Here is a 14,181-nt window from a genome sequence, read left to right on the forward strand (position 1 = left end):
CTCTTAGCGATCATAACCCGCTATCGCGCCGAAGGCGTAGTGGCGCAGCCGGAGCGCTGCGATCAACGCCGTCAGCTTTGCCTTGCCGTCGAAGGCGTCCTGGAACATCTCGTCATGCATGAGCAGGATAAGCTTGCGCGGCTTGGCGAAATGGCCATAGCCGAACAGATGGTCGATCTCGCTGACCAGATGGTCGACGCTCTGCACCGGCTTGCCGCTGTCCTCATGCACCCATTCATGGTCCCAGCCATAGAGCCAGAAGCCCGACGCCGCGACGAATTCGTAATCCGGATCCTCGCGTCCCGCCTGTGCGAGACCCAGCGAATTGTCGTTACTCGAGTAACTGGGCAACCTGAACACATCGCGTCCGGGCAGCCGCGCATGCACGGCCGGCCTGAGACCCAGAACGGCATTCGCCCTCAGCATGTCGGCGACCACGCCTTCCGTGTCGCCGTAGAAATGGCGGTAGTGATTATAGGCGTGGCTGTAGCTGTGGTTGCCGATCGTCACCAGCGGCATCGATTTCGCTCGCTGCAGCAAGGCCCGGTTGGCGGCATTGGCCTCGGCATGCATGCCGACCATGAACAGCGTCGCCGGCACCTGCTCGGTCTGCAGCACGTCGAGGATGTTGCTTGTGCCGTTCAACGGGCCGTCGTCGAAGGTGAGATAGATGGTGCGGTCAGCGGCCAAAGCCGGCGATGCGACAAGCAGCAGCGTCGCCATAAGAAGTTGAAGCGAAATTTGCGAGAACCGCTTGCGATCATGGCAAGACACTAAGGTAGCGCGGGTCTTGTCCAGCATGGCTAGGTGCCGAGATGCGTTGAGATTCGGGTCAGGCCGAGTCGAAAATGGCGGGTTCCGAGAACCGGAGCGGGGCGTACTTAAAGTACGTGAGCACCGGAAGCGCAGGAAGCCGCCATTTGCAGACCGGCCTCACCTGAATGTCTGTGCATCTCAAGCGAGGCTGCCCTGCAGCACCTTCAGCCTCGCCGTCTTCGGGCTGCGCGCCGTCAGCCATTCGCGCGCCTTGTCCTGCGGCATCGGGAAGGCGATCGAATAGCCCTGCACTTGGTCGCAGCCGATCGCCATCAGTGAATCCAATTCAGCCTCAGTTTCGGCGCCCTCGGCGACGATCGAGATGCCGAGCCCCCGGGCAAGCTCGGTGATGGCGCGCACGATCTTGGTGTTGTCGCCGTTCTCGTTGATGTTCTGGACGAAGCGGCGGTCGATCTTCAGCCGGTCGATCTCATTGGGATTGACGTGGCTGAGCGAGGCATAGCCTGTGCCGAAGTCGTCGAGCTCGAGATGCACGCCGGCGGCGCGGATGTGGCGGAGCTTGGCGGCGATCCCTGTCTTCTCGTCGTCGAGGATGACGGATTCGACGATCTCCAGCGCCAGCTTCTGCGGCGCCAGGCCTACGCGCTCCAGCGTGCCGAACAGGAAGGTGTCGAAATCGGGCTCGCGCAGCTCCGTGCCTGAGACATTGACGGCGATGCGCCCGAAATCGATGCCGGCGCGGTCCCATTCGGCGGCTTCCTCGATCGCTTTGGCGATGACGATGCGGCCGATATCCGGCATGAAGCCGCATTTTTCGGCGACGGGAATGAACTCGCCGGGCGAGATCATGCCGCGTGTCGCGTGCTTCCAGCGCACCAACGCCTCGATGCCGCTGATCTTGCCGCTGGTCAGCGACACTTGCGGCTGGAAATAGACCTCGAAGCTCTTGTTGGCGATTGCCGTGCGGATATCCTGTTCGAGCTGCTTGCGGTAGTCGAGCTCGCGCCGCAACTCCTCGGAGAAGAAGGAGAAGTTGCCGCCGCCGAGCTTCTTGGCGGAATAGAGCGCGAGATCGGCATGGACGAGCAGGTCCTGCGCATTGTCGGCGTCCACCGGATAGACCGCGATGCCGGCGCTGGCGCCGGGCAGGATGGTTGTGCCCTGGAACGTGATCGGCTCGTTGATCTCGCCAAGGATGCGCTTGGCCAGCGCAAGGATGTCCTCGGTGCTGCCGGCGCCGTTGAGGATCATGACGAACTCGTCGCCGCCCAGCCGCGCGCAGAGATCCGACGCCCGGCAGGAATCGCGCATGCGCTGCGCGGTCACCACCAGCACATAGTCGCCGGCGGCATGGCCAAGCGTATCGTTGATCTGCTTGAAGCGGTCGAGATCGAGCTGGATCACCGCCAGGCGCTCGCGGCGGCGATGCGCCCCCTTGATCAGCGTGTCGAAATGGTCGGTGAGGAAGGTGCGGTTGTGCAGGCCGGTCAGGCCGTCATGCACGGCGATGAAGGCCATCGAGTTGCGCGCGTCGACCAGCTCGCGCGTCTTGCGCAGGATGGCGTTGGACATCGGCCGGAAGATGAACAGCGCTACCAGCACGATGACGCCGAGTGTGGCGAAGAACAACTTGCGGTGCAGGTCGAGGATGCTGCTGGCCTTTTCATCTGCGAAAGCGCTGATGCGCTGGCCGAGCGCGGCATAGCCGGACATGGTCGCATTGGCGACGGAAGCGTCGAGGCCGACGCGTTCGCCGCCGCCCTTGTAGCCGTCGCTCTGCATGCCGAGCTGCGACTCGAAGGACGAAACCAGCCTGTCGCCATTGGCGACGAGGCCGACCGAGAAGTAATCGAGGTGGAACGGCTTGCCGAACAGCACGTATTCGATCGATTTCGGATCGTTGCGGGCCGGTGACAGCGGATCGGCGCCGGTCTCCTTGAGCAGCAGGTCGTAGCTGGTCTCGAACTCGCCCGTCGCCTGCATGAGCGCGGTGACCAGCGCCGGCTGCTTGTCGCGCGAGGCGGCACCTGTGGCGCTGGCCAGGAAGACGATGCGCTGCGACAGCGCTTTCTGCGTCGAGACGATGTCGAGCAGCGCATCATTGTGCTGCTGCTGCGCCATCAACTGCTGCAGAAGAATGAAGGAGGCCACCACCATGGCGGCAATGATCGTGAGCGCCAGCCAGTAGCCGGTCTTGATCAGCAGGATCAGCTTGCGCGAAACGCTGTGCACTGGCTGCTGCGACATAGCTGGGTGACCCTCCGGTCGACGGATTCCTGCCAAGCATTCGTGGCGGGAAACGCTTGCCTTGAAAGGGTTAACAGGTCTCCAAGGGAGGCCGGCGGCGATCGCGGCGGCGCGACAAAGCTCGCAAGATGGTTATCACGTCCTTTCCCGCACACCCCGTTTTTGAGCGCATCGTGGTCGCGACGTCGCGAAGGATTGCGATCGAGCTTTCGCAACGCCACCGAAGCCGTCGCTTTTGCGATGGATTTTTCTTGGCCCAGGCGCGACAGTCCGGCTCGAACCGAACAGGGCCGGACCATGAGCAAAGCATTCCTTTCCCACATCGACAGCGAGCTGCAGGGCCTGAAATCGGCCGGGCTCTACAAGTCCGAGCGGGTGATTTCCTCGATGCAGTCCGCCGAGATCGAGGTTGGCGGCGAAAAGGTGTTGAACTTCTGCGCCAACAACTATCTTGGCCTCGCCGACAGCCGGGATCTGCGCGACGCGGCAAAGCATGCGCTCGACCGCTACGGCTACGGCATGGCCTCGGTGCGCTTCATCTGCGGCACGCAGGAGGAGCACAAGCAGCTCGAGGCGACGATCTCATCCTTCCTCGGCATGGACGACACCATCCTCTACTCGTCCTGCTTCGACGCCAATGGCGGCCTGTTCGAGACGCTGCTCGGCGAGGAGGACGCCATCATTTCCGACGCGCTGAACCACGCGTCGATCATCGACGGGGTGCGGCTCTCCAAGGCCAAGCGCTTCCGCTACGCCAACAACGACATGGCCGATCTGGAGGCCCGGCTGAAGGAAGCGAAGGATTGCCGCTTCCGGCTGATCGCCACCGATGGCGTGTTCTCGATGGACGGCATCATCGCCAATTTGCGCGGTGTCTGCGACCTTGCCGAGAAATACGATGCGATGGTCATGGTCGACGACAGCCATGCGGTCGGCTTCGTCGGCAGACAAGGCCGCGGCTCGGCCGAGCATTGCGGCGTGGAGGGCAGGGTGGACATCATTACCGGGACGCTCGGCAAGGCGCTGGGCGGCGCATCCGGCGGCTACACCTCGGGCAAGAAGCAGGTCGTCGACTGGCTGCGCCAGCGCTCGCGGCCCTATCTCTTTTCCAACACGCTGATGCCTGCGATTGCCGGCGCCTCGATCAAGGTGTTCGAGTTGATCCGTCATGGCGACGTGCTGCGCGAGCGCCTATATGCCAATGCGGAACGTTTCCGGTCTCAGATGGGTAAGCTCGGCTTTACGCTTGCGGGCGCGGATCACCCGATCATACCGGTGATGCTGGGCGACGCGGCTTTGGCGCAAGAAATGGCCGCTCGCATGCTGAAGCGCGGCATCTATGTCATCGGCTTCTCCTTCCCGGTGGTGCCGAAGGGTCAGGCGCGCATCCGCACGCAGATGTCGGCCGCTCATTCGAGCGGCGATATCGATCGGGCGGTCGAGGCGTTCGGGGCGATCGGCAAGGAACTGGGCGTGATTTCCTGAACGGCTGGCGCTGAAAAACGATTCTGGATCAAGCGATTCAAGGAACAAAAGAATGTCCAACATGATGAAGGCGCTGGTGAAGGCCAAGGCCGAGCCGGGCATCTGGATGGAAGAGGTGCCGGTGCCGGAGATCGGCCCCAACGACGTGCTGATCAAGGTCAAGAAGACCGCAATCTGCGGCACCGACGTCCACATTTACAACTGGGACCAGTGGGCGCAGAAGACGGTGCCGGTGCCGATGGTGACCGGCCATGAATTCGTCGGCACGGTCGCCGATTTCGGCGCGGCGGTCACTGAGTACAAGGTTGGCCAGCGCGTCTCGGGCGAAGGCCATATCGTCTGCGGCCATTGCCGCAACTGCCGCGCTGGCAGAGGGCATCTCTGCCGCAACACGCTCGGCGTCGGCGTCAACCGCCCCGGCGCCTTCGGCGAGTACATGGTGATCCCGCAGCACAATGTCGTACCGATTCCCAACGACGTGCCGGACGAGATCGCCGCCATCTTCGATCCACTCGGCAACGCCGTGCATACGGCATTGTCCTTTGATCTCGTCGGCGAGGATGTGCTGGTCACCGGCGCCGGGCCGATCGGCATCATGGGCGCGCTGGTCGCGCAATGCGTCGGCGCGCGCAAAGTCGTCATCACCGACATCAACCCGGTCCGGCTGGATCTGGCGCGCAAGCTCGGCGTTCAGCACGTCGTCGACGCCTCGAAGGAAAAGCTGCGCGACGTGATGCCTTCGATCGGCATGAGCGAAGGTTTCGATGTCGGGCTGGAGATGTCGGGCGCGGCCCCCGCTTTCCGTGACATGATCGACACCATGAACAATGGCGGCAAGATTGCGATCCTCGGCATCGCGCCGACCGGCTTCGAGATCGACTGGAACAAGGTCATCTTCAAGATGCTGCACTTGAAGGGTATCTACGGCCGCGAGATGTTCGAGACCTGGTACAAGATGATCGCCCTCGTGCAGGGTCCGCTCGACGTTTCGGGGCTGATCACGCACCGCATTGGCATCGACGATTTCCAGGTTGGGTTCGATGCGATGCGGAGCGGGAGTTCGGGCAAGGTGGTGATGGATTGGTAGCTGATTAGAAACGCTGGCGGGACAGCACCCGCCTCTGGCCTGCCGGCCATCTCCCCCGCAAGGGGGGAGATTAGATGTCGTTCTCGCCCTCGCCAATCACCAACGTTGGCGAGTGAGCGGGGCGCCGAAGCTGCTAATCTCCCCCCTTGCGGGGGAGATGTCCGGCAGGACAGAGGGGGGTGCGAAGGATCGCTACGCAGCCGATAAGGCTTCCTCCAGCGCCGCGACCCCCGTCACGATCGCCGCCCGTTCTTCCGCACTCAGCTTCCCCAACAGCTCCCTTTCAAACGCCTTCGCCAGCGGCACCATCTCGCGATAGGCGGCTAACCCCGCCTTGGTCAGCGTCAGGTGCTCGACGCGTCTGTCATTCTCATCCGGCATGCGCGTCAGCCAGCGGCGGCGCTCCAGCTCGGCCACCGCGCGCGACACCTTGGTCTTGTGCATGGCCGACTGCTCGCCGAGCTCCGTCGCTGTCATCGTGCCACGCTGGCCAAGGCCTGAGAGCGTGCGCCATTCCGGTCGGGTCAGGCCGTGGCGCTCCTTGTAGATGCGCGAGAATTCGCGGCTGACCGCATCGGCGAGCCGGTAGAGCCGATAGGGCAGGAAGCTTTCCAGTTCGAGGACTTCCGGTTCCATAGGCGCACCATGGATGCTGCTTCGGCCGTTGATAGTTACATTTTCGATGGTTACAAATGAAACCAGTTTGGTCAACATCGCCGGCGAGCAAGGCTTTCATGGAGCTTGCAGCCGGGATCAGGGAGGATCGGATGGGCTTTTCCTACATGCCGGGCTTCGGCAATGATTTCGAGACCGAGACGCTGCCCGGATCGCTGCCGCAGGGCCGCAACTCGCCGCAGCGACCGGCCTACGGGCTCTATGCCGAGCAGCTTTCGGGCTCGCCCTTCACCGCGCCGCGCGGCACGAACGAGCGCTCCTGGCTCTACCGCATCCGTCCGAGCGTGAAGCACACCAGCCGCTTCAAGGGGGCGAGCTATCCCTTGTGGAAGACCGGACCCCATATCGGCGACCACGAGCTGGCGCTTGGCCAATATCGCTGGAATCCGACGCCGATGCCAAGCGAGCCCACCGACTTCATCTCCGGCATGCGCACCTTCACGACCGCCGGCGACGCGATCGGCCAGTCCGGCATGGCCGCGCATGTCTATGTCGCCAACCGCTCGATGGTCGACGATCATTTCTTCAACGCCGACGGCGAACTGTTGATCGTCCCACAGGTCGGCGCGCTGCGCTTCGTCACCGAGATGGGCGTGATTGAGCTTCGCCCCGGCGAGATCGCCGTGCTGCCGCGCGGCCTCGTCTTCAAGGTCGAACTCGCGGACAAGGAGGCGCGCGGCTATGTCTGCGAGAACTATGGCGCCAAATTCACCATGCCGGACCGCGGCCCGATCGGCGCCAATTGCCTGGCCGACCCGCGCGACTTCAAGACGCCCTGTGCCTGGTTCGAGGAGAAGGAGACGCCCTGCCGGCTGATCGTCAAATGGTGCGGCACCTTCCATGTCACCGAGCTTGGCCATTCGCCGCTCGACGTCGTCGCCTGGCACGGCAACTACGCACCCTACAAATATGATCTGGCGACGTTTTCGCCGGTCGGCGCCATCCTGTTCGACCACCCCGACCCATCGATCTTCACCGTGCTGACGGCGCCGAGCGGCGAGGAGGGCACCGCCAATGTCGACTTCGTCATCTTCCCGCCGCGCTGGCTGGTGGCGGAAAACACCTTTCGTCCGCCCTGGTACCACCGCAACATCATGAGCGAGTTCATGGGCCTGATCAACGGCCAGTACGACGCCAAGGAGGAAGGTTTCGTGCCCGGCGGCATCAGCCTGCACAACCAGATGCTGGCGCATGGGCCGGACGCGCCCGGTTTCGACAAGGCTTCACGGGCCGACCTGAAACCCGTCAAGCTCGACAACACCATGGCCTTCATGTTCGAGACGCGCTTCCCGCAGATGCTGACGCGCTACGCCGCCGAGCTCGGCACCTTGCAAGAGAACTATATCGACTGCTGGGCCGACCTGAAGAAGCGCTTCAACGGCACGCCCGAGGGCGACTGGTCCTGATCGGCAGATGATTGTCAGGAAAACGTGTCGAGGCGACTTGACGATCGCTCGCGGGCGCTTTGTTGTGTGACAAAGCGGTGAAAAGGCCGCACAAGAGAGGAAACCGCATGAAGCTTGCCACTTTGAAGAACGGGACGCGCGACGGAAAATTGGTCGTGGTCTCGCGCGATCTCACGCGGTTCACCGACGCTTCCTTCCTGGTGCCGACGCTGCAGGCCGCGCTCGACGACTGGCGCCGCATTGCGCCGCATCTGGCGGCGATGGCGGAATCGCTGGAGACCAACGCGGTGCCTTCGGCGCGCTTCCACGAGCATGATGCGCATTCGCCGCTGCCGCGCGCCTATCAATGGGCGGACGGTTCGGCCTATGTGAACCATGTCGAGCTGGTGCGGAAGGCGCGCGGTGTCGAGATGCCGGCGAGCTTCTGGACCGATCCGCTGATCTACCAGGGCGGCTCCGATGCCTTTATTGCGCCGCGCGATCCGATCCGCATGGCCGACGAAGCCTTCGGCATCGACATGGAGGCGGAAGTCGCCGTCATCGTCGACGATGTGCCGATGGGCGCCGGGCTGGGCGAGGCGAAAGATGCGATCCGGCTGGTGATGCTGGTCAACGACGTGACGTTGCGCGCCATCACCGGACCGGAGCTGGCGAAAGGCTTCGGCTTCTTCCAGTCGAAACCGTCATCCGCCTTCTCGCCGGTCGCGGTCACGCCGGATGAGCTGGGCGATGCCTGGGATGGCGGCAAGGTCAACCTTGCGCTGCTCGCCGACCTTAACGGCAAGCCGTTCGGCCGCGCCAATGCCGGCATCGACATGACCTTCGATTTTCCGGCGCTGATCGTGCATGCCGCAAAAACCCGGCCGCTTGCCGCCGGAACCATCATCGGTTCGGGCACCGTCTCCAACAAGCTCGATGGCGGGCCGGGCAAGCCGGTTTCGGCCGGCGGCGCCGGCTATTCCTGCATCGCCGAGCTGCGCATGATCGAGACCATCGAGTCAGGCGAGCCGAGGACGTCCTTCCTGCGCTTCGGCGACACGGTGCGTATCGAGATGAAGGACAAAGCGGGACATTCGATCTTCGGCGCCATCGAGCAGAAGGTCGAGAAATACGAGGGGTGAGAGAGTATTGAGCCGGTGACCCTGCTCGAGCATCTGCGCCGCATGGCGCGCAACAATCTGTGGTCAAACGACCGGCTCTACCGCGCCGTGCTTGCGCTCAAGCCCGGCGAGTTCGAGGCCGGGCGCACGAGCTTCTTTCCCTCGATCAGGGAGACGCTCAACCACATCCTCGCAGTCGACCGTCTCTATCTGGATTTCCTGGCGGATGGCGGCCTCGGCGCCTCGGCCTACGACGACTACGTGCCGTTCGACGACGCGGCAAGCCTGGCGGCGGCGCAGGCCGATTTCGACCGCAGGCTGATTGCCTTCTGCGACGGACTGTCGGAAGCAGATCTCGACCGCCGCGTCATCACCGACCGGCGCGAGGACGGTATGATCCCCGAACGGATCGGCGACATCCTCGCCCATGTCTTCCTGCACGACATCCATCACCGTGGCCAGGTGCATGCCATGCTTTCCGGCACCTCGGTTCCGCCGCCGCAATTGGATGAGTTTCTGCTCGACTACGACATCAAGCTCAGGAAGGCGGAGGTTGAGCGACTGGGGCTGTGAACGGGACGACCCGAGAAATTATTGTAGTTACGAAAATTATTGACTTAATTATTGTAGGTACATAAATTCATGAAGATCGTTTGGGATGAGCCGAAGCGGCTGGCCAACATCGAGAAGCACGGGCTGGTTTTTGCCGCTGTGGATGACGGATTCTTTCTCACGTCGACGATCCAGGCGGCCAAAGCCGGCCGCTTCATGGCGATTGGTCGGATGGTCGGCGGTGTTGTTGCCGTGGTCTTTGCCCGGCTAGGCACCGAGGGCATTTCGATCGTTTCGATGCGGCCGGCCAACCAGACGGAAAGGAGATTGTTCGATGGCAAAACCTAAGCTGAACGTTACGAAACCTGACAAGGAATTCAAGCCAGGCAAGGGCTTCACGAAAGAGGATTGGGATGCGGTTTCGGACAATCCCGAATGGACTGAAGAGGATTTCAGGAACGCCCGCCCCTTCACCGAGGTGTTTCCGGACCTTGCCGAGAGCATTCGCCGCGCGCGCGGCCGCCCGGCGCTCGACAATCCCAAGAAACAGGTCACGCTGCGTCTCGATAGCGACGTGGTCGCCCGCTTCCGTGCTGGCGGGCCGGGCTGGCAGAGTCGGATCAACGACGTCCTGCGCAAGGCTGCCGGCCTTCAAAAATAGCTTCAAGCGCCACCTTATCGACGCCAGATAGCGCGGCGCTGCCCGTCACGCCGCCGCAAGGGCGAATTCCTGCCCGAGTAGGACATCAAGCTGAGGGAAGCGGAGGTCGAGCGACTGGGACTGGACGATCAGACCAGCGCAACGTCATAGGCTGAAAATTGCCGATCCGCTGTAACCACCGTCAGGGCTTCAATTTGAGCCTGTGCGATGAGCAGACGGTCGAAGGGATCACGGTGATGAAGCGGTAGGTGCTCAAGCCTCGCTGCATGCAGTTCGTTCACGCTGAGGATCGGAATGCCGTTCGACTGTAAGATTTCGACGATGTTGCCTGTGAGCGTGACTTTGCCGAGCGATTTCTTGATGGCGATCTCTGCCACCGAGATGGCGCTGACAACCACATCCTCGCCCGCAAGAAAGATGTCGCGATGGTGGTTCGAAAGGCGCGAATCCGCGTTGAGTACCCAGAGTAGAATATGGGTATCGACCAGATATTTGCGGCTCATTTAATGTACTCGTCCCATTCGGGACCGAGTTCATCAAAATCATCCGATATCCAAATTTGGCCTTTCAGTGCCCCAAACAGGCCTTTGCTCCCACCGGGTCGGGCAGGGGCGCTCAAGGTCGCCACAATTTCCCCATGCCGGGTCAGATTGATCTCTTCGCCAGCTTGGGCACGCTTCACCAACTCAGAGAGCTGGGCCTTCGCCTTTGCCATCGGTACGTTCATTGCTCGACCTCTTATGACCATAATTTAGGTCATAATTGATCGCGCTGCAAGATATCCGGATCGGATCGCCTACGCCGCCTTGCCGTCCAGCTTGATCACGCCGCGCTTGATCTGGTCCTGCTCGATCGATTCGAACAGCGCCCGGAAATTACCCTCGCCAAAGCCTTCGTCGCCCTTGCGCTGGATGAACTCGAAGAAGATCGGGCCGATCACCGTCTTGGAGAAGATCTGCAGCAGGATCTTGGTCGTGCCGCCGTCGACGACGCCTTCGCCGTCGATCAGTATGCCGTGCTTCTTCATGCGCTCGATCGGCTCGTCATGGCCGTGCACGCGCTCATGCGACATCTCGTAATAGGTGTCGGGCGGGCCGGGCATGAATTTCAGCCCCTTGGCGGCGAGCCTGTCAGTCGCCTCGTAGATCGCATCCGTGCCGACGGCGATGTGCTGGATACCCTCGCCATTGTACTTCTTGAGATACTCGGCGATCTGGCTGGTCTCGTCCTTGGACTCGTTGAGCGGAATCCGGATCTTGCCGCAGGGCGAGGTGATGGCGCGGCTGACAAGCCCGGTGATCTTGCCGTCGATATCGAAGAAATGGATCTGCTTGAAGCCGAACAGGTCGCGGTAGAAATCCCACCACTTGTCCATGTTGCCGCGATAGACATTGTGGGTGAGGTGGTCGAGGAAGTAGAATCCGACGCCTTCCGGCCTCGGGTCGCGCTCGCCCAACCACTCGAACTCGGCTTCATAGGCCGAGCCCTTCTCGCCATAGGCCTCGATGAAATAGAGCAACGAGCCGCCGATGCCGACGATCGCCGGCACGTCGAGCGCCTTGTCGGTGCCCACATAGGGTGTGGCGCCCTTCGATACGGCATGATCGAAAGCGTGCTTGGCATCGACCACGCGCCACGCCATCGACGCGGCGCAGGGGCCGTGCTTTTCGACGAACTTCATCGCATGCGAGCCGGGCTCGGCATTGACGACATAGTTGATGTCGCCCTGCCGCCAGACGGTGATGTTCTTGGTGCGGTGCTTGGCAACCGCGACATAGCCCATGCGGGTGAAGAGCTCGGCAAGTTTTTCCGGCTCTGAATGCGCGAACTCGACAAACTCAAAGCCATCGGTGCCGGCGGGGTTTTGCTTGCTGATCCTGGCGGGTGGGGCGTCGTGCGGGAAGGGGCCCATGGCAGTCCTCCGAAAGCTGTTACGGCCAAGCTTGGCCAACTTTTCGGATGATAGCGCGGGACGGCCGCACGGTGCTTGCATTCAACCGCTTGAAATGCTCATGATGTGCGCAACTTGTGCGTGATTGGAGAGAAATCCATGGACAATGCGCGCGTCGATCAATTTGACCGCAAGATAATGGCGCTTCTGCAGGACGATGCGCGATACACCAACAACGACCTTTCGGAGCGGGTGAACCTCTCGCCCTCGCAATGCTCGCGCCGCCGTCAGCGGCTGGAGGAGGATGGCTATATCAGGGGCTATCGGGCGGTGCTCGACCGCGATCGGTTGGGCTTTTCGCTGGTCAATGTCATCTCGGTGACCTTGGCTACTCACAACCGCGACAACGCGCGGCGCTTCGGCGAGCTGGTCGCACGCCTGCCCGAAGTGCAGGAGGCGCACGCGCTGACCGGCGAGATGGATTATATCCTGAAGGTGGTGACGCCCGATCTCAAATCACTGTCGGAGTTCGTCAACGGCGTGTTGCTGCCGCACGAATCCGTGCAGCATGTGAAGACGGCGATCGTGCTGGAGACGCTGAAGGAGACAGGCGCGCTGCCGATTTAGTTTCTGGGATTTGGAGAAGCTGGAGGGACAGCACCCCCCTCTGGCCTGCCGGCCATCTCCCCCGCAAGGGGGGAGATCAGACAATCACGCCGGCCTCCGCCAATCGCTGACGTTGCAGGAATAGCGCCGTCGGCGAAGCTGCTAATCTCCCCCCTTGCGGGGGAGATGGCCGGCAGGCCAGAGGGGGTGTGACGGATCGCTAGCCTGCGAGATTGGCTGTCGGTCAGACAGCTTCACCCACGCTGCTGCTGGATCAGCCCATAAAGATTGGTGCAGCGTGCCCCGGACCGGCAATAGGCGAAGACAGGACCTTCGAGCTCGTCGAGCGCGGCGGCCTGGTCCTCGACATTGTCCATGGTGATCTGGCCACTGATGACCGGAATGTAGCGGAAGCCGAGCCCGGCTGCCTCGGCCGCGGCCTGAACGCTCTCGGCCGAGGGCTGGCCCGACTGCTCGTCGTTCGGCCGGTTGCAGATCACGCTCTTGAAGCCGGCGTCCTTGATGGCGGCAATGTCCTCCGGCTGGATCTGGCCGGATACCGAATAGTCGTCGCTGATCTGGCGGTATTCCATGGTGTCGTCCTCGCGATCTCTTTGGCGGCAGTCTTGCCACTCCGGGGGAGGGGCGGCAATCGGCATTGAAGGAATTCTCTGCCAAATAGACATTGCGCGCAGGAAATTCCAACCGGGCCAATTCGGCCCGGTTGGATGCTGCGCCGCTCAGCTTCCCAGGATCGCGCCTTTGATCTGCGTGATGTTGTTGTGCATCAGGTCGATATAGGTCGAGGCTGGACCGTCCGAACCCGACAGCGCGTCCGAATAGAGCGTACCGCCGACCTTGATGCCGGATTCGCTTGAGATCTGCTCGATCAGCCGCGGATTGGTGATGTTCTCGATGAAGATGGCGGTAGCCTTGTCCTGCTTGACCTGTTTGACGAGCTTTGCGACGTCCGCGGCCGAAGGCTCGGAGTCGGTCGAGACGCCTTGCGGTGCCAGGAAGGTCAGGCCGTATTCGTGCTCGAAATAGCCGAAGGCGTCATGCGAAGTGATGACGACCCGCTTTTCCTCAGGGATCGACTGGATCGCCGCCTTCACTTCGGTCTCCAGCGCATCGAGCTTGGTGGTGTAGGCGGCGGCGTTGGCCTTGTAGCTGTCGCAGCCTTCGCTGTCGGCCGTGCAGAAGGCCTCGGCGATGTTCTTCACATAGATCTTGGCATTGGTGACCGACTGGAAGGCGTGCGGATCGGTGACGGTCTTGCCGCCGCTGGTATCGGCACCTTCGGCCGCGTCGGCATCGGCGAATTCCGGCTTGAAGTCGATCGGCGTCACGCCCTTGGTCAGCGTCACGATCGCAGCCTTGGTGGCGCTGGCGTCGACCAGACGCTGCAGGAAACCTTCGAAATGCAGGCCGTTGACCAGCACCACGTCGGCTTTAGCCATCGCCACCGCGTCGGCCGGGCTCGGTTCATAGACATGCGCGTCGCCGTTCGGGCCGACGATGGTGGTGATGTTCACCCGGTCGCCGCCGACATTTTTCGCAAAGTCCGCAATCACGGTGAAACTCGCCACGACCTTGAGCGGCTCGGCGAACGCCGATGAGGTCGCGAAGACGCTTAATGTTATAACGCTCAACGCCAGGGCGGCACGGAAGGATTTCAACATTGGGGAGGGTCT

At 62.2% G+C, this 14,181-nt stretch carries 16 protein-coding genes; 8 read left to right on the forward strand and 8 right to left on the reverse strand.

Going from position 1 to position 14,181, the window contains the following annotated elements; genetic code table 11:
• Window positions 1-3: 3 nt before the first annotated feature.
• Together ACWGS9_RS21925 and ACWGS9_RS21930 are read right to left on the reverse strand one after the other, a co-directional pair.
• On the reverse strand, window positions 4-723 hold the full coding sequence (locus ACWGS9_RS21925) for a polysaccharide deacetylase family protein (RefSeq protein ID WP_454507210.1): 720 nt from the start codon (window positions 721-723) through the stop codon (window positions 4-6).
• Between the two features lie 231 nt (window positions 724-954).
• Window positions 955-3,024 carry a putative bifunctional diguanylate cyclase/phosphodiesterase gene (locus tag ACWGS9_RS21930; RefSeq protein WP_454507211.1) on the reverse strand — a complete coding sequence of 690 codons (2,070 nt, stop codon included), beginning with the start codon at window positions 3,022-3,024 and terminating at the stop codon, window positions 955-957.
• A gap of 297 nt (window positions 3,025-3,321) precedes the next feature.
• Here ACWGS9_RS21930 and ACWGS9_RS21935 point away from each other — a divergent pair, with 297 nt between their 5' ends.
• Entirely contained in the window at window positions 3,322-4,509 is a 1,188-nt protein-coding gene (locus ACWGS9_RS21935) for a glycine C-acetyltransferase (RefSeq protein ID WP_454507212.1), read from the forward strand.
• Window positions 4,510-4,561: 52 nt separating this feature from the next.
• A complete protein-coding gene (tdh, locus tag ACWGS9_RS21940; RefSeq protein ID WP_454507213.1) occupies window positions 4,562-5,596 on the forward strand; it encodes an L-threonine 3-dehydrogenase in 1,035 nt (344 codons plus the stop codon).
• 192 nt (window positions 5,597-5,788) lie between these two features.
• Here the strand turns inward: tdh and ACWGS9_RS21945 are convergent, their stop codons facing one another.
• Window positions 5,789-6,232: a MarR family winged helix-turn-helix transcriptional regulator gene (locus tag ACWGS9_RS21945; RefSeq protein ID WP_454507214.1), complete on the reverse strand. Its 444-nt coding sequence runs from the start codon at window positions 6,230-6,232 to the stop codon at window positions 5,789-5,791.
• Between the two features lie 131 nt (window positions 6,233-6,363).
• Here ACWGS9_RS21945 and hmgA point away from each other — a divergent pair, with 131 nt between their 5' ends.
• From hmgA to ACWGS9_RS21970, 5 genes are all read left to right on the forward strand, one after another.
• Window positions 6,364-7,677 (forward strand): homogentisate 1,2-dioxygenase, encoded by a 1,314-nt coding sequence (gene hmgA, locus ACWGS9_RS21950; RefSeq protein ID WP_454507215.1) that lies wholly within the window; start codon window positions 6,364-6,366, stop codon window positions 7,675-7,677.
• Window positions 7,678-7,784: 107 nt separating this feature from the next.
• Window positions 7,785-8,798 (forward strand): fumarylacetoacetate hydrolase family protein, encoded by a 1,014-nt coding sequence (locus tag ACWGS9_RS21955; protein ID WP_454507216.1) that lies wholly within the window; start codon window positions 7,785-7,787, stop codon window positions 8,796-8,798.
• A gap of 15 nt (window positions 8,799-8,813) precedes the next feature.
• Complete coding sequence (locus tag ACWGS9_RS21960) at window positions 8,814-9,350, forward strand: DinB family protein (protein WP_454507217.1); 537 nt, start codon at window positions 8,814-8,816, stop codon at window positions 9,348-9,350.
• A gap of 69 nt (window positions 9,351-9,419) precedes the next feature.
• Complete coding sequence (locus ACWGS9_RS21965) at window positions 9,420-9,677, forward strand: BrnT family toxin (protein WP_454507218.1); 258 nt, start codon at window positions 9,420-9,422, stop codon at window positions 9,675-9,677.
• On the forward strand, window positions 9,664-9,990 hold the full coding sequence (locus ACWGS9_RS21970) for a BrnA antitoxin family protein (protein WP_454507219.1): 327 nt from the start codon (window positions 9,664-9,666) through the stop codon (window positions 9,988-9,990). Before ACWGS9_RS21965 ends, ACWGS9_RS21970 begins: the two co-directional genes overlap by 14 nt.
• A gap of 128 nt (window positions 9,991-10,118) precedes the next feature.
• Here ACWGS9_RS21970 and ACWGS9_RS21975 read toward each other — a convergent pair whose 3' ends face one another.
• From ACWGS9_RS21975 to hppD, 3 genes are all read right to left on the reverse strand, one after another.
• Entirely contained in the window at window positions 10,119-10,493 is a 375-nt protein-coding gene (locus ACWGS9_RS21975) for a type II toxin-antitoxin system VapC family toxin (RefSeq protein ID WP_454507220.1), read from the reverse strand.
• On the reverse strand, window positions 10,490-10,717 hold the full coding sequence (locus ACWGS9_RS21980; RefSeq protein ID WP_320233683.1) for a type II toxin-antitoxin system Phd/YefM family antitoxin: 228 nt from the start codon (window positions 10,715-10,717) through the stop codon (window positions 10,490-10,492). The genes ACWGS9_RS21975 and ACWGS9_RS21980 overlap by 4 nt, the downstream gene beginning before the upstream one ends.
• A gap of 69 nt (window positions 10,718-10,786) precedes the next feature.
• Window positions 10,787-11,902: a 4-hydroxyphenylpyruvate dioxygenase gene (gene hppD, locus ACWGS9_RS21985; protein ID WP_454507221.1), complete on the reverse strand. Its 1,116-nt coding sequence runs from the start codon at window positions 11,900-11,902 to the stop codon at window positions 10,787-10,789.
• Window positions 11,903-12,040: 138 nt separating this feature from the next.
• Between hppD and ACWGS9_RS21990 the strand changes: the two genes are divergently transcribed.
• Window positions 12,041-12,508, forward strand: coding sequence for an Lrp/AsnC family transcriptional regulator (locus tag ACWGS9_RS21990; RefSeq protein ID WP_454507222.1), 468 nt, complete (start codon window positions 12,041-12,043; stop codon window positions 12,506-12,508).
• Between the two features lie 233 nt (window positions 12,509-12,741).
• Here the strand turns inward: ACWGS9_RS21990 and ACWGS9_RS21995 are convergent, their stop codons facing one another.
• A complete protein-coding gene (locus ACWGS9_RS21995) occupies window positions 12,742-13,080 on the reverse strand; it encodes a protein tyrosine phosphatase family protein (RefSeq protein ID WP_454507223.1) in 339 nt (112 codons plus the stop codon).
• Between the two features lie 147 nt (window positions 13,081-13,227).
• Window positions 13,228-14,169 carry a zinc ABC transporter substrate-binding protein AztC gene (gene aztC / locus ACWGS9_RS22000; RefSeq protein ID WP_454507224.1) on the reverse strand — a complete coding sequence of 314 codons (942 nt, stop codon included), beginning with the start codon at window positions 14,167-14,169 and terminating at the stop codon, window positions 13,228-13,230.
• Window positions 14,170-14,181: the final 12 nt, after the last annotated feature.

The organism is Mesorhizobium sp. Arg314 (assembly GCF_053714275.1).